We start from the raw sequence: 18,216 nt of genomic DNA, 5'->3' as shown, positions 1-18,216 counted from the left end.
CCGGGAGGGCGCTGGCGGCCGCGACGTTTCCTCGGCGCGTCAGCGACGCTCGAGCACGCCCTTCACGTACGCCGCCTGCCCGGCGTGCTGCAGGTCGTCCGAGATCACGCTGACCAGCCGGACGGCGAGAGTGACCGGCGGGTCCCAGTTGCGGTCCACCACCCGATCCAGGTCATCGTCGGTCAGGGTGCGCAAAAACTCAGTGGTGCGGGCGCGCACCGCCTCGTGGTAGCCGACGAGGTCGGACGCGCTCACGTCCGCCAGCTGAGCGACGTCTTCCGAACTGTGGCCGTATCCCGTGTCGGAGACGTCGAACGGCAGGCCGAAGCGCTCCGCCCATCCCTCCTCGGTCCACGCCTGGGCGCGATCGGCGACCTCCGAGACGTGGTCGTCCTGAATTCGGGTCAGGTGCCACACCAGCCAGGCGATGGAGTTCGCGTCGGGGTCGACCCGCCCGCCCAGGATGTCGGCGTCCGCACCGCGGACTGTGCTGCGCACCACCCCGGCGATCCGGTCGAACGCGTCCATCAGCAGCTGGGTGCTCGCGGTCACCTGTCCTCCTCACGTCGGTCTGCCCCGCACCCTACGCCCGCGAACCTGTATTCAGGACGCGGCAAGCGGCACCGCACCTGTATTCAGGACGCGGCGCGCACCCGCGCGGGCAGAGGTTGCGGTGCGGAGGGACCGACGTACCGCGACGACGGCCGCAGGATCTTGGCATCCGCCGCCTGCTCGAGGATGTGTGCCGTCCATCCCACGACCCGTGCCGCCGCGAAGGTCGGCGTGAACATCGAGCGCGGGATGCCGCACGCCTCCATCACGACCCCGGCGTAGAACTCGACGTTGGTGTGCAGTTCCCGACCAGGCTTCAACTCGGCCAGCAGCTCCTGCACCCGACGCTCCACCTGCACCGCGAAGTCGACCCGCGGTCCGCCGAAGCCCTCGGCGAATCCGCGCAGCATGCGCGAGCGCGGATCCTCTGTCCGATAGACGGCATGCCCGAACCCCATCACGCGGCCACCCCCGGCGAGCGTGCGACGCACCCATTCGTCTGTCCGGTCAGGCGTCCCGATCTCGTCGAGCGTGTCGAGCGCACGACTGGGCGCGCCGCCGTGCAGCGGTCCGGACAGCGCGCCGAGCGCGCCTCCGACCGCCGACGCGAGGTCCGCTCCCGTCGAGGCGATCACCCGCGCGGTGAAGGTGGATGCGTTGAAGCCGTGATCGATGGCTGCCGTCATGTAGGCGCTCAGCGCCGCCTCCTGCTGGGCCGTCGGCACCCGCCCCGTCACGAGATACAGGTAGCCGGCGACCTGCCCGAGCTCCTCCCGCGGGTCCAGCGGCTCGCGCCCCTCGGCGAGCGCATGCAGGGCGGCGAGGAGCACCGGCGCGATGGCGGCCGCGCGGATGGCGTCGGCCACGCGTTCGTCCGCCGACTCGTCGTACAACGGTCGCGCGCGATCGGCCGCGGCGACCGCGGCCAGCGCCATCCGGAGGCCGGCCAGCACATCCCCGTCGGCCGTGAGCCCCGCAATCGCCGGAAGGAGCGCCCGCACAGGCTCCGGCACCACCCGGGCGGCCGCGATCCGGGCGCGGAACGCGTCCAGCTCGACCGCGGTCGGCAGCGACCCGAACAGGAGCAGGTGCCACGCCTCCTCGAAGGTGCGCTCGCGCGCCAGGTCGACGGCCGAGTACTGGCGGTAGTGGTAGAAGCCTTCGAGTCCGCGCACATCTCCCAGCTCGGTGCGCGCCGCGACGACGTTGGTGAGCCCGCGCGGAACGTCGATGAGGGTGTCGTTCATCCTGTCCATACCGGTAGTGTGAACTGGATGTAATTGCTCGTCAACGTTGATCGGATCAATATGGATGCGCTTCCCCGGCTTACCGCGGAGCAGACGGCCGAACGCCTCGGTGTCAAGGTCGAGACCCTCTATGCCTACGTCGCGCGCGGGCGGTTGACACGGGTGCGGACCGCGGACGGATCGAGCTTCGACCCGCTCGAGGTCGAACGTTTCGCGGCGACGCGGCGGCGGCGCGCGGCATCCCCGCCCGGCCATTCGGAGGGCCGACCGCTCATGGTGATCGAGACGACCTTCGCACTCATCGACGACGGCGAGCTGACCTACCGGGGGCGCCCGGTCGGCGAGCTCGCTGGCGAGCGGTTCGAGACCGTCGCCCGATGGGCCCTCACCGGCGAATGGGACCCGGCAGCGCGCTTCGTCCCGGGCGCTGGGCTCGAGGCCGCGCGCGCCGTTGCCGCCTGCTTGCCCGCCTCAGCGGGCGACCGCGACCGGCAACTGGTCGCCGTGAGCGCGCTGGCCGCCGCGGACCCGTTGCGCGCGTCGCTGGACCCCGCCGTGATCGCATCCGCCACCGAGCGGTTGGTGGCCGGGATGGTCGAGGTCGTGCCGGAGCGCGGCACCGACCCAACATCCCGCGCCACGGCTGCACACGACGAACACATGGGCCACGGCGAGCGGATCGGCCTCGCCGAACGCCTCTTCGGCCGACTCTCGCCGACCGCACCCACGGGCGCGGACCTCGCGCTCCTCAACGCCGCGCTCGTGCTGCTGCTCGATCACGACATCCCCATCTCGACCCTCGCCGCCCGCGCGGCCGCGTCCGCGAGGGCCACCCCGTACGGCGTGGTCGTCGCCGGCCTCGGTGCGCTCGACTCACCGCTGCACGGCAACGCGAGCCGCGCCGCGTACCGCCTGCTCGAACGGGTGATCGCGGGCGACGACCCGGCACGGGCGGTCGCGGATGCCGTCGTCGCCACGCACGGGCCGGTGCCCGGCTTCGGCCAGCCGCTCTACCCCGACGGCGATCCGCGGGCGCGCATCCTGCTCGGGATGCTCGCCGCCGACGACCGGCACGCTGTCGTGACGGCGGCGGTGGATGCCGCCTCCCGCGTGATCGCGGATCGCACCGGGGCGCATCCCAACGTCGACCTTGCGCTCGGCGCGGTGGCCCTGGCGACCGGGATGGGCGACGACGCCGGCGAGGTCGTCTTCGCCACGGCGCGAACTGTCGGCTGGATGGTGCACGCGCTGGACGAGTACGCGCAGCCGCCGCTGCGGCTGCGTCCCGTCGGCCGCTACATCGGCCCCTGACCGCCACCCGGCCGCCCCGCCGCCGGGCCGCGCCACAGCATCCACTTGCCGCAACACGCCGTCGGCGGCAGCCCCGCGACGGCGTGTTGCGTCAACTGGACGGCGAACGCACGCTCAGCGGCGCAGCGCCTTCCGCGCCAGCCAGTTGCCGAGGAACTGCGCCGCCTGCACCAGCACGACGATCGTGATGACCGCGATCCACGTGACGGCCCAGTTGTAGCGCTGATAGCCGTACGAGATCGCGAAGTCGCCGAGGCCGCCGCCGCCGATGCTGCCGGCGATGGCCGACAGGTCCACGATCGCGACGAAGATGAACGTGTAGCCGAGGATGAGCGGGCCGAGCGCCTCCGGGATGAGCAGGGTCGTGATGATCCGCCACGGGCTCGACCCCATCGCGCGCGCCGCCTCGATGACGCCGGGCTCGATGGTGACGAGGTTCTGCTCGACGATGCGCGAGATGCCGAAGGTCGCTGCGATGGTCATCGGGAAGATGGCCGCGGGCGTGCCCAGGAAGGTGCCGAGCACCAGCTGCGTGAGTGGCGCGATCGCCGTCATGAAGATGATGAACGGGATCGGCCGGATGAAGTTCACGACGACGTTCAGGACGGTGAACAGGCCCCGGTTCTCCAGCAGCCCGCCGCGACGCGTCGTGTAGAGCAGCACGCCGAGCGCGAGGCCCAGGATGCCGCCGAGGACGAGAGTCGCGACGACCATCCACAGGGTCTGCCCGATTGACTCCAGGTACACCGGCCACAGGGTCGACCAGTCGGTCATGCGGCCACCTCCTCGACCTCGGTGACGGTCCGGAGGTCGGCGATGAGCGCATCCACGTCGGCCGGCTCGCCGAGCAGTTCGAGAGTGAGGCTGCCGAACGAGCGGCCCTGCAGCGCCGAGATGCCGCCGTAGACGATCTCGAAGCGGACGTTGTGCCGGCCGACCGCATCCGACAGCACCGAGCCGAGCCGGCCGTCGTCGTGGATGCGCGCCGACACGATCCGCCCGGAGTGCTTGCCGCGCAGGCGTTCGATGTCGGCCTCCCCCGGCTGGTTGCGCAGCACTGTGCCGACGAACCGCTGCGAGGTAGTGGTCTTGGGATCGGAGAAGATCTCGAAGACGCTGCCCGACTCGATGACGCGTCCGGCGTCGAGCACCGCGACGCGGTCGGCGATCGAGCGCACCACCTCCATCTCGTGCGTGATGACGACGATGGTGACGCCGAGCTCACGGTTGACGCGCTTCAGGAGCGCGAGCACGTCGGACGTCGTCTCCGGGTCGAGCGCACTGGTCGCCTCGTCGGCGAGCAGGATGTCCGGGTTGGTGGCGAGAGCCCGGGCGATGCCGACCCGCTGCTTCTGGCCGCCGGAGAGCTGGTCGGGGTAGCTCCACGCCTTGTCGGTGAGCCCGACGAACGCGAGGAGCTCGGCGACCCGCTGCTTCCGCTTGTCCGCGGGCCAGCCGGCCACCTTGAGCGGGTAGGCGACGTTGCCGAAGACCGTCCGCGACCGGAACAGGTTGAACTGCTGGAAGATCATGCCGATCCCCGCGCGGACGCGGCGCAGCTCGCGCTCCTTCATCGTCGTGAGGTCTCGGCCGTCGACGATCACGGCGCCGGCGGAGGGATGCTCGAGCGCGTTGATGAGCCGGACCAGCGTGCTCTTGCCTGCACCGGAATACCCGATGATCCCGAAGATCTCGCCCCGGGCGATCGTCAGGTCTAGCCGGTCGACGGCCGGAACCGCGGCGTCACCCGAGCCGAAGCTCTTGGTGACGCCGCGGAACTCGATGATGGCGCCCGCGGTGTCGCGTTCGGGCACTACTGCGCCGCCTTGATGGTCTTCTTCAGGTCGTCGAGGATGCCGCGGAGCTCTGATCCGTCGCGCTTGACGATCACGGCGGTGTTCTTCGACTCCGCGAGCACCGCGTCCGTCACGGCCTTGGTGTGGTACAGCTCGGCGATCTTCAGGTAGGTCTTGTTGTCCTTGTCCTTGTCACGGGCGACGAAGGCGTTGATGTACGGCTCGGCGGTCGACGACTTCGGGTCGTCCTGGAACAGGGCGGACTTCGGGTCGATGCCGGCGGTCAGCGCGTAGTTATTGTTGATGATGGCGGCGTCGGCCGAGCTGAGGGCCGGGGCGGTCTGGGCCGCATCCACCGGGATGACGGTGACCTTGGACGCGGACGCGTCGATGTCCGCCGGGGTGGCAAGGGTGCTGCCGCCGTTCTTCAGCTTCAGAAGGCCGGCCTTCTGAAGCACGAGCAGCGCTCGCGCCTGGTTGGTCGGGTCGTTCGGAATGGCGATCTTCCCACCCTGGGGGATGTCGTCGATGTTCTTGTACTTGGTCGAGTACAGCGGGAGCGGGACGACGAGGGTGGCGCCGATCGGTACGAGGTTCTGCTTCGCCTGCACGTCGTAGTTGGCGAGGAACTGCAGGTGCTGGAACAGGTTCAGGTCGAGCTGACCGTCGGCGAGCGCCGGGTTCGCCTGCGTGTAGTCGCGGAAGTTGACGGTCTGGATGGTGATCCCTTCCTTCGCCGCCTCCTTCTTCAGCACGGCCCAGTACGGGGAGGACGCCTCGGTCGTGCCGATCTTCACGGTGACCGACTTCGCCGTGGCGGAGCCCGATCCCGCCACGTTCACGACGACGAGCACGACCGCGACGATGACAGCGACGACGGCGATGCCGATTCCGACGAACAGGCCGGTGCGGGAGCGCTTGGGCTTCTCCGGCAGGGCGGGGGTGGGCGGGGTGGCGTCGGACATGGCTGTGCCTCTCTCGTGAAGGGGGATGTGCCGGCGGACGGGTGGCGGCTCACGAAGAGCCTCCCCTGAGCCTCCGACACGGGTCAAAACGTCTTGCGAAATGTGACGTGCGGCGGCCTTCGCGCGCTCTTACGGTCGTCACCGGCCACGCGTAATGTGAGGGGCGTCGGCCGCCAGGCGGACGCCAGTGGAGCGAGACGGAGACGGAATGAGCGACATCAACGACGACGACATCAGCACCGACGCGGTCGGAGGCGGCGAAGGCCCCGCGGACGGCGGAGCGAACGCCGGCGGCCACGACGGCGGAGCGGACGGCTCGGCGGGCGAAGGCACCGCAGACGGCGGCGCGAACCCCGGCGGCCACGACGGCGGAGCGGACGGCTCGGCGGGCGAAGGCACCGCAGACGGCGGCGCGAACGCGGGCGGCCACGACGGCGGAGCCGACGGGTCCGCTTGATGGCGACGGACGGGCGCGGGCCGGGGAACCGGCCCGCGCTTTCACGCTGCCTGCCCATCGGTCGCGACGAGTTCGCGGCGGACTACTGGGGCCGGCGGCCGCTGTTCACGCGGGCGGCCGACCTGCAGCAGGACTTCTCGGACCTGTTCAGCATCGACGCGGTGGATGAGCTGGTCTCCTCGCGCGCGCTTCGCACGCCGTTCGTGCGGATGGCCAAGGAGGGCGATGTCCTCCCGCCCGCGCGCTTCACCGGCCCGGGCGGTTTCGGCGCAGAGGTGGGAGACCAGCTGGATTCGGCCAAGGTGCTGTCCGAATTCGCCAACGGTGCGACGCTCGTCCTACAGGGCCTGCACCGCACCTGGCCGGCGATCGCCGAGTTCACGCGCCTGCTGTCTGCCGAGCTCGGGCATCCCGCGCAGGTGAACGCGTACGTCACCCCCGCCTCCTCTCGGGGCTTCGACCCGCACTACGACGTGCATGACGTCTTCGTGCTGCAGATCGCGGGCGAGAAGCACTGGCGCATCCACGAGCCGGTGCACGTCGACCCGCTGCGGGATCAGCCGTGGAGCGACCACCGCGAGGCGGTCGCCGCGCGCGCCTCGGAGACGCCGGCGATCGATGAGACCTTCCGCCCTGGGGACGCGCTGTACCTGCCGCGCGGGTGGATCCACTCCGCGGAGGCGCTGGGAGGCGTCTCGGTGCACCTGACCATCGGGGTGGCCGCGTACACGCGCCACGATGTGGTGCGGGAGGCGATCGGCCGCGCGGCGGACACCGCGGAGCTGCGGTCCTCCCTTCCGCTCGGTTTCGACCCCGGTGACCCGTCGGCTGTAGCGCCGGTGGTCGCGGACACGGTGGAGGCGCTGATCGCGGCGCTCAGCGACCCGTCGGCTCGGTCGGAGGTCGCAGCAGCAGTCGCGCAGAGTCTGCGTCGGCGGCAGCGGTCGGACTCCCCGCCGGCGCCGGTGCGGCCGCTTGCCACGATCGCTGCGGCGGACGAGTTGTCGGCCACGACGACGGTCGTGGCACGGTCAGGGCTCCGCCCGGACGTCACGGTAGAGGTGGAGACCGTGACCGTGCGGCTTCCCACCAAGAAGGTGAGCCTGCCGATCGCCGCTAGGGATGCGGTCGAGCGTCTGCTCGACGGGCTGCCGGTCGTGATCGGCGAACTGCCCCTCGACGAGTCATCGGCAGTCGTTGTCGCGCGGCGACTGCTGCGCGAAGGCGTGGTCGTGGTCGTCGGTGCTCGCGGCGTGGACGTAGACATAGCGGACGGCACCGGGCAGGCCGACAGCTTCGCGGACGTGGACCCGGACGACGAGGCCGGCGTCTCCTCCGACGGCGAGCGCAGCGCCACCGCCGACTTCGGTACCGCGACGGCGACGTGACCGACGCGGGTGGAGCCGTCGCGGGCGTAGCGGCCGACTGGCTGCCGTGTAGCGACCGGGCGCTGGATCGCGGCGACCCGCTTCCCGGGACCGCCGGCCTCGGCGAGCGCTGGTTGCTGGTGGAGCTGGAGAGCGGATGGGGACGCCACGCGTTCTTCGACTCGGCGCTCGATCCGGCGCTCGGCGCCCGCATCGTCGCGCGGGCGGAGGAGGCGGGGATCCGGCCGCTGGCCATCCGTCGCACCCGTCTGCGCGCACCGCTTCGACGCGACCAGTCGTCGTGGCGGTGGGCACTGGTGGATGCGCGCCCCGGTACCGAGAGCATCCGCTGGGGCCGGGTCGACGATCCCGCGGAGCTTCTGACGCTGCCGCTCAACGGGACCGCCGGCGAACCCAGCGACGCCCCGATCTACGCCGTCTGCACGCACGCCCGGCACGACCAGTGCTGCGCGGTCCGCGGGCGGCCGGTCGTGGAGGCGCTGGCCGCCGTGCATCCCGAACTCACCTGGGAGTGCTCGCACCTCGGCGGCGACCGCTTCGCGGCCACCATGGTGGTGTTCCCCGAGGGCTTGCTCTACGGCCGGGTGGGCGCGGACGACGCGGCGACGGTCGTGGAGCAGCATGCGGCCGGCCGGGTCGTGCCCGGACTGCTGCGCGGTCGCACGTCGCTGTCGACCGTCGCCCAGGCGGCGGAGGCGTTCGCCCGCGCCGAGACCGGAGACGACCGGATCCGTGCATTCCGCGTGCTGGGTGAGCAACCCCATCCCCACGGCTGGACGGTCGCCCTGGCGCACGGTGACGATCGCCTCACGGTCGAGGTCGGCGAGCGGCTGTCGGAGCCGATGCTGAGCACCTGCGCCGCCACGATCGCGCACCCGGTGCGCGAGTTCGTCCCGGTGTCCGTCGCGCGCTCCTGAGCCGCCTCCTGACCGCGTCCTGTTTTCAGGACGCCACCCTCCGCATTCGTGCCGAATCTCGGGTCAGGCGTTCTGCTTCGCCGGAGCGGACTGGAGGATGCGGACCATGTTGCCGGACGGGTCGCGGAACGCACAGTCCCGCGGGCCCCACGGCTGGTCGATCGGCTCCTGGAGCACCTCGGCGCCGGCGGCGCGGACGCGCTCGAACGCCGAGTCGAGGTCGTCGGTGCGGAACACGATCGGGCCCATGGAGCCTTTGACGACGAGCTCCTGGAGGGCATCGCCGTCGGCCCGGGAACGGCCGGCGTGCGGGTCGCTGAGGACGACGGCGGCGTTCTCGTCGCCGGCCACCCCCAGGGTGATCCAGCGGTGGTCGCCGGAGGCGACATCCTGGATGACGTCGAGGCCGAGGGCGTCGCGGTAGAACGCGAGCGACTCTTCGGGGTCGAGGACGGTGATCTGTGAGTACTGGAGTGAAACGGTCATGAGTCGACTCTAGGAACACCGGAACGTCGTCGCTTCTCCAAAACTGCTCAGGTCAGACGGCGCGCGATCGGACCGGCCTCGTCCGCTGCCGGGCGATGCAGTCGGGCATCGCGCGCACCGCCGCGTGCTCGCGGGAACGGTACTCGCTGGGGGTCAGCCCGACGATCTCGCTGAACTTCGCGCTGAACGATCCGAGCGACGTACAGCCGACCGCCATGCAGGCGTCCGTGACGCTCATTCCGCCGCGCAGCAGTGCCATCGCCCGCTCGATACGGCGCGTCATGAGGTAGCTGTAGGGCGTCTCGCCGTAGGCCGCGCGGAACTGGCGCGAGAAGTGCGCGGGCGACATGAAGGCGCGCGCGGCCATCGTCGGGACGTCGAGCGGCTTCGCGTAGTCGCGGTCGATGAGGTCCCGGGCACGGCGCAGGTGCGCCAGCGTCTGAAGCTCTTCCGGTGACACGCGTCGAGCGTAACATCGTGGGCCGCGCCGGCGGCAGGCCAGTTCGCCTAGCCCACCACGACCGGTGCCGGCTGTGCTGCGCCCTCCACGAGACGGATGAAGGCGCTCAGTTCGGTCACCCCGGCGGGCGTCGTCGGCAGGAACTCCGTGAGCTCTGGCGAGTGGACCAGGTACGCGGCCCATTTGGCCCGCGAGATCGCGACGTTCAGCCGGTTCTTCATCAGCAGGAACGACATCCCGCGCGGAACATCCACCGCGGACGATGCCGCAAGACTCACGATGGCGACCGCCGCTTCCTGCCCTTGGAACTTGTCCACCGTCCCGACGCGCACTCCGCGATAGCCTGCCGCGTCGAGGAGCGCCCGCACTTCTGCAAGCTGCGCGTTGTAGGGGGTCACCACGATGATGTCGTCCTCACCGAGCGGCTGATCGTCGCGTCCGGTCGCTTCGTCGCTCCAGGAGCGCCCGACCAGGTCGCGGACCAGCTCGACGACCGCTTCCGCCTCTTCCGGGGACGCGGTGGAGTTGCCGACGTGGAGGACCGGTACGGGATGCACGCCCGGCACCACCCCGCGCAGCTCCCGTTCGGACGCACACGCGTGTGCCCGTAGCTTGCCCTCGTACGACAGCCTCGACACCGCGGCGGCCAGCGCCGGATGCATGCGCCGCGTCTCGGCGAGAAAGTAGCCGTACTCCGGCGGGAGCACATCGTGCCCGTCGCTGACCCAGCCGAGCGCCGACCCGTCCACCGGTTCGGGATGCCGCCCCTGACTCACCTGCGGAAGCTGTTGGGGGTCGCCGAGCAGCAGGAGGTTCTTGGATGCGACGCCGACCGCGATCGTCGACGCCAGCGAGAACTGCCCCGCCTCGTCGACGACGAGCAGGTCGAGGCTGTCGCGCGGCACCCGCCCAGGATTCGCGAAGTCCCAGGCCGTGCCGCCGAGCACGAACCCGTGGCTTTCGTTGACGCCGGCGAACTCGAGGTGCCCGTTCGCCGCAAGGGGTGTGAACCGGTGCGAGGCCGCTTCCTCCGGCTCTGCGGCCGCATCCTCTGGCTTGCCCATCCCGCTCGCGGCGCCACCCGCTCCCCCGCTCGGCACCTTCCCGACGATCGCCGGGTCGAGCCCGGCGGCGATCACGCGGTCGAGGAGGTTCTCGACCACGGCGTGCGACTGCGCGACCACGCCGACCTTCCAGCCGTGGTCGCTGACGAGCCGCGCGATGACGTGGGCGCCGAGGTACGACTTGCCCGTTCCGGGAGGGCCCTGGACGGCGAGGTAGGACCGGTCGAGGTCAAGCAAGCTCGCGACGACTGCGTCGATGGGGCCGTCGCCGTCGCTCGCGACACGATCCGACAGCGCGCCGGACCGGGTCCGCGGCGGTGTCCGTCGCAAGAGGTCGATCGTCGCGTCGACCGGCCAGGTCTCGTGATGCCGGGCGATCAGTAGCGCGGTGCCCCACTCGCGGATCGCCTCCCCGAGACGACGCGAGTCGGGTGGCGCCGCCGGAGTGAGCGCGCTCGGAAGATCGCGGTAGGGCGGGACGTCTGCGGGAAGCGTCTCGCGCACGACGATCGACCCGTCCGGTAACGCCTCGATGACGGCCACGGTGCGTGCGGCCCGCGCCCCGGGCTGCGCCCGCGGTTGCCGGAACGGCCCGGGGTATTCGTACAGCAGATACGGCCCGCTTCGTTCGCTGACGCGCACGGCGCTTCCGGCGCCCCACGCGCCCGACAGCAGGAGCTCGCGCCGCTCCACACGCTGCCCCTCGTCGAGGTACCAGTCGCGCAACACGACGGCCTTCTCCACCACCAGGACGTCGCGCGTCTCGCCCCACTCCTCGATCGGCTGGATCAGCCGGGCGAAGTGCGACTGCCAGAAGCTCTTCTGCTCACGCCGATGGAAGTCGATGGCTGCAGCCGCCAGAGCCATGGCCCGCCGGTCGCCGCTGCGGTGCGGATCGAGAGGATCGCCCGCGAAGGCGAGGAGACCGGCCCGCAAGGGCGACTCCTCGGTCGCCGCCTCGAGCTCCTCCATCGGCGCCGATCCGATCGGGATGCCGTTCTCGGCCGCCCGGGCCAGCAGCCAGTCGCGCAGGCGGAGAGTCGAGACGCAGTCGTACCGGTTGTACTCTCCGATGTCGTCGAGCAGGGGCTGCGCTTCATCCAGCCGGCCGAGCGCGATGAGATCGCGCGCGTTCGCATACTCGGTGATCGAGTCGGCACCGTTGGTGACATCGCTTTCGCGCAGTTCGTCGCCCATGTACAGCGGCTCGAGTTTCTTGATCGAATACGATCGCGAGCCCACACGGACGGCCTTCCGCACCAGCGGGTACAGGTCGACCATCACGTTCTCGCGCAGCAGCGCGTCGACCTCCTCCTCGCCGACCCCGTGCCGGGCGGCCAGCGCGAGCAGGTGCGTCTGCTCGTAGGCGGCGTAGTGGTAGATGTGCATGCCCGGGTACTGGGCCCGCCGCTCGCGAACGTAGGCCAGGAACGCCTCCAGCGCGACGCGCTCGGCGGCGAAGTCGTGCGCCCAGAACGCGGTGAACTGCTCCGCGTCGTCCACTAATCCGAACAGGTAGTCCAGGTTCCAGCGCTCGCCGGCGCCCTCGGTGTAGAGCGGGTCGCCTTCGAAGTCGAAGAAGATGTCCCCCGGGTTCGGATGCGGCAGCACCGCGAGAACCGGTGCGTTGAACACGCGGACAGGCGGCGGGGTGCCCGGCTCGGCCTGCAACTGCAGCCGCGCCTGCTCGCGCAGCCCGTCGAGGGTCCCGTCCGGGATGCCGTCGATCGGCTCTGTGGATGCGGCGAGCGCGTCGATGGTGCCGATGCCCGCGGCCAAGAGATGCTCGCGCTGGGTGACCCGCATCCCCGCCACCAGGAGGACGTCGTGTGCCGCCTGCACCTCCGCATCGCACGTGTCGCACCGGCCGTCGACCGTGAAGCGTGGGTCTCCCCACGCCACCGGCCCGTCGTCTTTGACGTGCTCGGCGATGATCGTCAGCAGCCGCGCGCGCCGCTTGCGGTACACCGGTTCGATGTCGCTCAAGGAGTGCTCACTGACCGAGCCGTCGCCCAGCAGCAGCTCGACCGTGTCGTCGACGTCGACACCCATCGCCCGCAGCTGCTCGGCGTACGCCGCCAGCTGGAGCAGCGCCGTCACCCGGGCGCTGCGGGCGAGCTTGGAATCCTGCACCCGGTACCGCCCGTCGGGCAGCCGGACCACGAAGTCGGCGAAGCCCACGAACGATCCGTCGAAGAAGGTCGCCTGGAACACCACCTCAGCACCGCGCGCGAAGGCGTCGGCCGTCTGTCGCACCGCCTCCGCGAGGGACTCCGCCGTGAGCGGCGTCGGGCGCTCGATCTCCGCGACGCCCGCACCGAACCGCTCGCGATAGCGCTCCAGGATGCGGTGCTCGTGCTCGTCGCCCATCCGCGACGACCGCACGTACATCGGATCTTGGACCTCTTCGGTCTTCTCGAGGCGACCGAGCTTCACATCCACCGTGCGGAGGAAGGCGAACTCGCACTTCGACGCCTCGGTGAGGTCGCTCGCACTCGTGACGATGATCCCGTCGAGCAGGAACACGGCGACCTCCCTTCGTACGGACGATCGGCCATCCGCTCTGCGAGACTATCGGCGACCACCGACAGCGGGCCGTTGTCCACAGGCCGGACCGGAAACGGCGGACCGGCGTCCGCCTGTGATCACTTTTCCTTCGCAGCCGCCTTCACCGCACGCTTGTGCTCCCGGACCCGCGTGAGCGAATCCGCGTCGACGATATCGGCCACCGAACGATAGCCGTCCAGCCCGTAGTCGCCGGCCGCGTCCTGCCATCCCGCCGCCTGGAGGCCCTTCCGCTTGCCCAGCAGCGCCAGGAAGATCTTGGCCTTCTGCTCGCCGAATCCCGGCAGAGCCTTCAGCCGGCGCAGCACCTCGGCCCCATTCGGGTCGCCCTGCGTCCAGATCGCGGCGGTGTCTCCACCCCACTCCGAGACGATCGCGGCGGCGAGCGCCTGCACCCGGCCCGCCATCGAGCCGGGGAACCGGTGGACCGCCGGCGTCTGCTTCATGACCTCGGCGAGCTTCTCCGGATCGATCGCCGCCAGGGTCGCCGGGTCCAGCGATCCGAGCCGGTCGCGCAGCTTGGCCGGGCCCGCGAAGGCTGTCTCCATCGGCACCTGCTGGTCGAGCAGCATCCCGGTCAGGAGGGCGAACGGGGACTGGTCGAGGAGGGCGTCGGCTTCCGCGTCGCCGGTGATGTTGAGGGCCATGCCCTCAGCCTGCCACCAGCAGCAGGATGCCCGCCACAGCGGACAGCACCGCCAGCAGCAGCGCGACCGCGAGGAGCACGGCGTGCACGACGAGGAACGGGGTCGCGCGACCGGCGGCATCCCGCGCCCGCGCATCCTTCCGGACACGGGTGAAGAACCGCGGCCAGGCGAAGACGTTGAAGACGGCGTTCAGGAACAGCACGATGGCGGCGAAGACGGTCATGGTCCCTCCAGCCTATGCGGCGGCGCGAGCCGTCGCCGTCCGCCGCATCAGTCGGCGGAGGCGACCAGTTGCACGCGGAGGGAGTCGACGCGTGTGGCGATCACGTCGTCGTTCGCCCAGCGCTGGGCGAGTCGGGCGAGGATCGCATCCAGCTCTTCGCGGGTGAGCCCGGCGGCGAGGGACAGCCGCACCACCAGCTCCTCACCGGCCAGACGGCTCGCCGGGTCGCCCGCGACCAGGTGGACGTCGTGCACGCCAAGCTCCGGGGCGATGGATGCGCGGAACGCTTCGCCGACCTGAGGATCCCGGTCGCTCGGCAGCCACGGCGTCCCCTGCGCGACCGCCCAGACCGCCGGCCGACGGAGCACGAACTCCGTCTCGGAGGTCGGGTCGAGCACGATGAGCTCGGTGCCTTCCGCTGCAGCCGCGAGCGCGGCACGGCGACCCTGCGCCGGCACCGGCCGGGCGGCCGGGTTCCACGCCTGCATGGCGGTCACCGACGAGAACACCGGCTGCACCGTGCGGCCGTCCGGGCCGGCCACCCGCACGATCGACAGCTCCTGGGTCTTATCGACGAGCATCCCGGCGTCGTTCTCACCCTCCTCACCGAGCTCGGCGATCAGCGGGATGAGCAGCCGGGACTCGCGCAGAGCATCCACGACCCGCTCGGGGCCGGCCTCGCCTGCGCGGAACGCCGCCAGCGCGCCGAGCAGGGCGGGAGGCGCCGACCCGTCGTCGTCACCGAACGGGTTGTCGTCGAACGCGCGCCCCTCCCACGGCTGGCCGGCGGAGTCGGCGAGGGAGGCGGCGAAGCCCGCGAGCCGGGCCGCGCCCTCGTCACTGGGTCCGTGCGCGGCAGGACCCGACCGCGACGGGCCGGATGCCGGATCCACGTCGTCAGCGCCCGGCGACATCCAGCGCCTCGGGAAGGGTGAATGCGCCGGCGTAGAGCGCCTTGCCGACGATGGCGCCTTCCAGTCCCAGCGGCACCAGTTCGCGCAGAGCGGCGATGTCGTCGAGGTTGGAGATGCCGCCGGAGGCGACGACCGGACGCTCGGTGCGGTCGAGCACCTGATGCAGCAGGTCGAGGTTCGGGCCGCGCAGGGTGCCGTCCTTGGTGACGTCGGTGACGACGTAGCGCGCACAGCCGGCGTCCTCGAGCCGGTCGAGGACCTCCCACAGGTCGCCGCCCTCGCGCGTCCAGCCGCGGGCTGCGAGGGTCGTGCCGCGCACATCCAGGCCCACGGCCACCGCCTCGCCGAACTGGCTGATCGCGCTGGCCGCCCACTCGGGGTTCTCCAGCGCCGCCGTGCCCAGGTTGACCCGGGTGGCGCCGGCGTCGAGCGCCTGCTTCAGCGAGTCGTCGTCGCGGATGCCGCCGGAGAGCTCGATGCTCACGCCGTGCACCTCGCGGATGACCTTGCGCAGCAGGGAGCGGTTCTCGCCGCGACCGAAGGCGGCATCCAGGTCGACCAGGTGGATCCACTCGGCGCCCGCCTCGGCCCACTCGGCCGCCGCATCCACCGGGTCGCCATAGCTGGTCTCGCTGCCGGCCTCGCCCTGCGTGAGGCGCACGGCCTTGCCGTCGGCGACATCCACCGCGGGGAGGAGGACGAGTCGGGGCGTGGAGATGAAATCGGTCATGGTGTTCCTTGGATGTCGGTGCGCGGGCGGACGAAAGTGGCGAGCGCCGGGCTGGAGCGAGCGGACGGCTAGAGCGAGCGGACCCAGTTGCGGAGCAGCTGGATGCCCGCCTGCCCCGACTTCTCGGGGTGGAACTGCGTCGCGCTCAGCGGGCCGTTCTCGACCGCGGCGACGAACGGCGCTCCGTGATCGGCCCAGGTCACCTTCGGCTTCGGGAAGGGCCCCGACGGCTCCAGGGTCCAGTCCTGGGCCGCGTACGAGTGGACGAAGTAGAAGCGCTCGTCCGCCAGCCCGGCGAACAGTGTGGAGTCCTCCGGCGCTCGGACCGTGTTCCAGCCCATGTGCGGCACGACGTCGGCGCGGATGAGGTCGACCGTCCCCGGCCACTCCCCCAGCCCCTCGGTCTCGAGGCCGTTCTCGACGCCGCGCTCGAACATGACCTGCATGCCGACGCAGATGCCGAGCACGGGGCGACCTCCGGCGAGCCGCCGGTCGATGACCTCGTCGCCGTGGGATGCGCGCAGCGCCTCAGCGACCGCGGTGAAGGCTCCGACACCCGGTACGAGGAGGCCGTCGGCCTCCTGCGCACGTCGCCGGTTGCCCGTCAGCTCGACGTTCGCTCCGGCGGCTTCGAGCGCCTTGACAGCCGAGTGGACGTTGCCCGTCCCGTAGTCGAAGACGACGACATCCGGCTTGTCCCCCTCGGTCACAGCGCCCCCTTGGTGGAGGGGATGCCGCTCACCAGCGGATCGAACGCCTTCGCCTGGCGGAACGCGCGCGCGAACGCCTTGAACTCCGCCTCGGCGATGTGGTGCGGGTCGCGGCCGCCGATGACGGTGATGTGCGTCGTGATGCGCGCGTTGAACGAGATGGCCTCGAAGACGTGGCGCACCATCGATCCCGTGAAGTGCCCGCCGATCAGGTGCAGCTCGAAGCCGGCAGGCTCGCCGGTGTGCACGAGGTAAGGCCGCCCGGAGATGTCGACGACCGCCTGGACCAGGGCCTCGTCGAGCGGCACGAGGGCATCGCCATAGCGCGAGATGCCGGCCTTGTCGCCCAGCGCCTCCCGGATCGCCTGCCCGAGCACGATACCGATGTCTTCGACCGTGTGGTGCACATCGATGTCGGTGTCCCCGGTGGCGCGGATGCGCAGATCGGTGAGCGAGTGCTTGGCGAATGCGGTCAGCAGGTGATCGTAGAACGGGACGCTCGTCTGGATGTCGGAGGTGCCCGTACCGTCGAGGTCGAGACTCAGCTCGATACTCGACTCGCTGGTCTCCCGCGTGACCGTGGCGGCGCGATTCGTCATGCGTCCGAGTCTACCGGGGCGTCTTGCACCCGCTCCGGGGCCGGGTCGGCGGCGGTGTCGGCCGCCGCGTCCGCGCCCGGACGGCCGAGCGCCGCCAGCGCCTCGAGGAACGCGGTGGTCTCAGCCTCGGTGCCGGCGGTGACCCGCAGGTGGTGCGGGATGCCGACGTCGCGGATGAGGATGCCGCGCTCGGCGAGGGCCTCGAAGGTCGCGTGCGGGTCGGCCACGCCGCCGAACAGGACGAAGTTGCTGCCGCTTCGGTGCGGTGTGTATCCCAGGCGTGCCAGTTCGGACACCAGCCGGTCGCGCTGCCCGCGGATCTCTCCGACGGTCGCCAGCATCTCGTCGGAGTGCGCGAGAGCGCCCAGGGCCGCCGCCTGCGTGAGCGCGGACAGGTGGTACGGCAGGCGGACGAGGCGCAGGGCGTCGTTCACGGCCGGGTCCGCGGCAAGGTAGCCGACGCGGGCGCCGGCGAACGCGAATGCCTTGCTCATGGTCCGCGACACGAGCAGTCGCGGGCGGCCGGGGAGGAGGGTCAGAGCGGACGGCTCGCCCTCGGGCATGAACTCGGCGTACGCCTCGTCCACCACGACGATCCCCCGGGCGGCGTCGTACACCGCTTCGATGGTGTCGAGGCCGAGCGGCGTTCCCGTGGGGTTGTTCGGGGAGCAGAGGATGACGATGTCCGGGTCGGTGCGACGGATCTCGGCGACCGCCGTCTCGGGAGAGAGCTCATAGTCGGCGTCGCGGGCGCCGGCGAGGTAGCCGGTGCCCGTGCCCGAGGCGAGCAGCGGGTACATCGAGTAGGTGGGCGCGAAGCCGAGCAGGGTGCGCCCGGGTCCGCCGAAGGCCTGGAGGATGTGCTGCAGCACCTCGTTGGAGCCGTTGGCCGCCCAGATGTTATCCGGCGTCAGCCCGTGACCCAGGTAACGGGCGAACGCGGCGCGCAGCTCGGTGAATTCCCGATCCGGGTAGCGGTTCACCCCGCCCACCGCCGCTGCGACGCGAGCAACGATGTCGGCGGCGACATCCTCCGGAACCGGATGCGTGTTCTCGTTCACGTTGAGCGCGACGGGCACCGGACGCTGCGGAGCGCCGTACGGGGAGCGACCGCGGAGGTCCTCCCGGATCGGCAGCTCGGAGAGAGAAGTCACCGTTCAATCGTAGTCAGCGCGCCGGCGCGGG

General features: G+C 71.1%; 19 protein-coding genes. 4 read left to right on the top strand and 15 right to left on the bottom strand.

Going from position 1 to position 18,216, the window contains the following annotated elements:
• Positions 1 to 39 precede the first annotated feature (39 nt).
• Together AB4Z18_RS06455 and AB4Z18_RS06450 are read right to left on the bottom strand one after the other, a co-directional pair.
• Entirely contained in the window at positions 40 to 552 is a 513-nt protein-coding gene (locus AB4Z18_RS06455; protein ID WP_441781867.1) for a mycothiol transferase, read from the bottom strand.
• An 83-nt stretch (positions 553 to 635) separates the two neighbouring features.
• Entirely contained in the window at positions 636 to 1,808 is a 1,173-nt protein-coding gene (locus tag AB4Z18_RS06450; protein WP_441781866.1) for a citrate/2-methylcitrate synthase, read from the bottom strand.
• A gap of 51 nt (positions 1,809 to 1,859) precedes the next feature.
• Between AB4Z18_RS06450 and AB4Z18_RS06445 the strand changes: the two genes are divergently transcribed.
• Positions 1,860 to 3,110: a citrate synthase gene (locus tag AB4Z18_RS06445; RefSeq protein ID WP_441781865.1), complete on the top strand. Its 1,251-nt coding sequence runs from the start codon at positions 1,860 to 1,862 to the stop codon at positions 3,108 to 3,110.
• 114 nt (positions 3,111 to 3,224) lie between these two features.
• Here AB4Z18_RS06445 and AB4Z18_RS06440 read toward each other — a convergent pair whose 3' ends face one another.
• Genes AB4Z18_RS06440 through AB4Z18_RS06430 form a run of 3 tightly spaced genes read right to left on the bottom strand, consistent with a single transcriptional unit; the run spans position 3,225 to position 5,871 of the window.
• Entirely contained in the window at positions 3,225 to 3,884 is a 660-nt protein-coding gene (locus AB4Z18_RS06440) for a methionine ABC transporter permease (protein ID WP_441781864.1), read from the bottom strand.
• Positions 3,881 to 4,924 (bottom strand): methionine ABC transporter ATP-binding protein, encoded by a 1,044-nt coding sequence (locus tag AB4Z18_RS06435; protein WP_441781863.1) that lies wholly within the window; start codon positions 4,922 to 4,924, stop codon positions 3,881 to 3,883. The genes AB4Z18_RS06440 and AB4Z18_RS06435 overlap by 4 nt, the downstream gene beginning before the upstream one ends.
• On the bottom strand, positions 4,924 to 5,871 hold the full coding sequence (locus tag AB4Z18_RS06430) for a MetQ/NlpA family ABC transporter substrate-binding protein (protein ID WP_441781862.1): 948 nt from the start codon (positions 5,869 to 5,871) through the stop codon (positions 4,924 to 4,926). The genes AB4Z18_RS06435 and AB4Z18_RS06430 overlap by 1 nt, the downstream gene beginning before the upstream one ends.
• 208 nt (positions 5,872 to 6,079) lie before the next feature.
• On the opposite strand from AB4Z18_RS06430, the gene AB4Z18_RS06425 reads away from it, so the two are divergent.
• From AB4Z18_RS06425 to AB4Z18_RS06415, 3 genes are read left to right on the top strand one after another with little or no spacing between them, the layout of a single operon-like run.
• Positions 6,080 to 6,328, top strand: coding sequence for a BatC protein (locus AB4Z18_RS06425; RefSeq protein ID WP_441781861.1), 249 nt, complete (start codon positions 6,080 to 6,082; stop codon positions 6,326 to 6,328).
• The gene (locus AB4Z18_RS06420; protein ID WP_441781860.1) at positions 6,328 to 7,716 is read left to right on the top strand and encodes a cupin domain-containing protein; all 1,389 of its coding nucleotides are present in this window, start codon (positions 6,328 to 6,330) and stop codon (positions 7,714 to 7,716) included. Before AB4Z18_RS06425 ends, AB4Z18_RS06420 begins: the two co-directional genes overlap by 1 nt.
• Complete coding sequence (locus tag AB4Z18_RS06415; protein WP_441781859.1) at positions 7,713 to 8,633, top strand: sucrase ferredoxin; 921 nt, start codon at positions 7,713 to 7,715, stop codon at positions 8,631 to 8,633. The genes AB4Z18_RS06420 and AB4Z18_RS06415 overlap by 4 nt, the downstream gene beginning before the upstream one ends.
• 63 nt (positions 8,634 to 8,696) lie before the next feature.
• Here AB4Z18_RS06415 and AB4Z18_RS06410 read toward each other — a convergent pair whose 3' ends face one another.
• The 10 genes from AB4Z18_RS06410 to AB4Z18_RS06365 form a co-directional block, all read right to left on the bottom strand.
• Positions 8,697 to 9,119: a VOC family protein gene (locus AB4Z18_RS06410; RefSeq protein ID WP_441781858.1), complete on the bottom strand. Its 423-nt coding sequence runs from the start codon at positions 9,117 to 9,119 to the stop codon at positions 8,697 to 8,699.
• Positions 9,120 to 9,171: 52 nt separating this feature from the next.
• Positions 9,172 to 9,579 carry a helix-turn-helix transcriptional regulator gene (locus AB4Z18_RS06405; protein ID WP_441781857.1) on the bottom strand — a complete coding sequence of 136 codons (408 nt, stop codon included), beginning with the start codon at positions 9,577 to 9,579 and terminating at the stop codon, positions 9,172 to 9,174.
• Between the two features lie 47 nt (positions 9,580 to 9,626).
• Positions 9,627 to 13,169, bottom strand: a complete 3,543-nt coding sequence (locus AB4Z18_RS06400) for a TM0106 family RecB-like putative nuclease (protein WP_441781856.1) — start codon at positions 13,167 to 13,169, stop codon at positions 9,627 to 9,629.
• Positions 13,170 to 13,288: 119 nt separating this feature from the next.
• Entirely contained in the window at positions 13,289 to 13,855 is a 567-nt protein-coding gene (locus AB4Z18_RS06395; RefSeq protein WP_441781855.1) for an HhH-GPD-type base excision DNA repair protein, read from the bottom strand.
• A gap of 4 nt (positions 13,856 to 13,859) precedes the next feature.
• Positions 13,860 to 14,078, bottom strand: a complete 219-nt coding sequence (locus tag AB4Z18_RS06390; protein ID WP_441781854.1) for an SCO4848 family membrane protein — start codon at positions 14,076 to 14,078, stop codon at positions 13,860 to 13,862.
• Positions 14,079 to 14,125: 47 nt separating this feature from the next.
• On the bottom strand, positions 14,126 to 14,992 hold the full coding sequence (locus AB4Z18_RS06385) for an SseB family protein (protein WP_441781853.1): 867 nt from the start codon (positions 14,990 to 14,992) through the stop codon (positions 14,126 to 14,128).
• Positions 14,976 to 15,722 (bottom strand): bifunctional 1-(5-phosphoribosyl)-5-((5-phosphoribosylamino)methylideneamino)imidazole-4-carboxamide isomerase/phosphoribosylanthranilate isomerase PriA, encoded by a 747-nt coding sequence (priA, locus tag AB4Z18_RS06380; RefSeq protein WP_441781852.1) that lies wholly within the window; start codon positions 15,720 to 15,722, stop codon positions 14,976 to 14,978. The genes AB4Z18_RS06385 and priA overlap by 17 nt, the downstream gene beginning before the upstream one ends.
• 68 nt (positions 15,723 to 15,790) lie before the next feature.
• Positions 15,791 to 16,432, bottom strand: coding sequence for an imidazole glycerol phosphate synthase subunit HisH (gene hisH, locus AB4Z18_RS06375; protein WP_441781851.1), 642 nt, complete (start codon positions 16,430 to 16,432; stop codon positions 15,791 to 15,793).
• Entirely contained in the window at positions 16,429 to 17,031 is a 603-nt protein-coding gene (hisB, locus tag AB4Z18_RS06370) for an imidazoleglycerol-phosphate dehydratase HisB (protein ID WP_441781850.1), read from the bottom strand. The genes hisH and hisB overlap by 4 nt, the downstream gene beginning before the upstream one ends.
• A complete protein-coding gene (locus AB4Z18_RS06365; protein WP_441781849.1) occupies positions 17,028 to 18,185 on the bottom strand; it encodes a histidinol-phosphate transaminase in 1,158 nt (385 codons plus the stop codon). The genes hisB and AB4Z18_RS06365 overlap by 4 nt, the downstream gene beginning before the upstream one ends.
• Positions 18,186 to 18,216: the final 31 nt, after the last annotated feature.

It is taken from the genome of Leifsonia sp. 2TAF2 (genome assembly GCF_052115085.1).
Lineage (GTDB): Bacteria > Actinomycetota > Actinomycetes > Actinomycetales > Microbacteriaceae > Leifsonia.
Note: the sequence above shows the minus strand (reverse complement) of the source record. Positions and strands in the feature narration are given on the sequence as shown.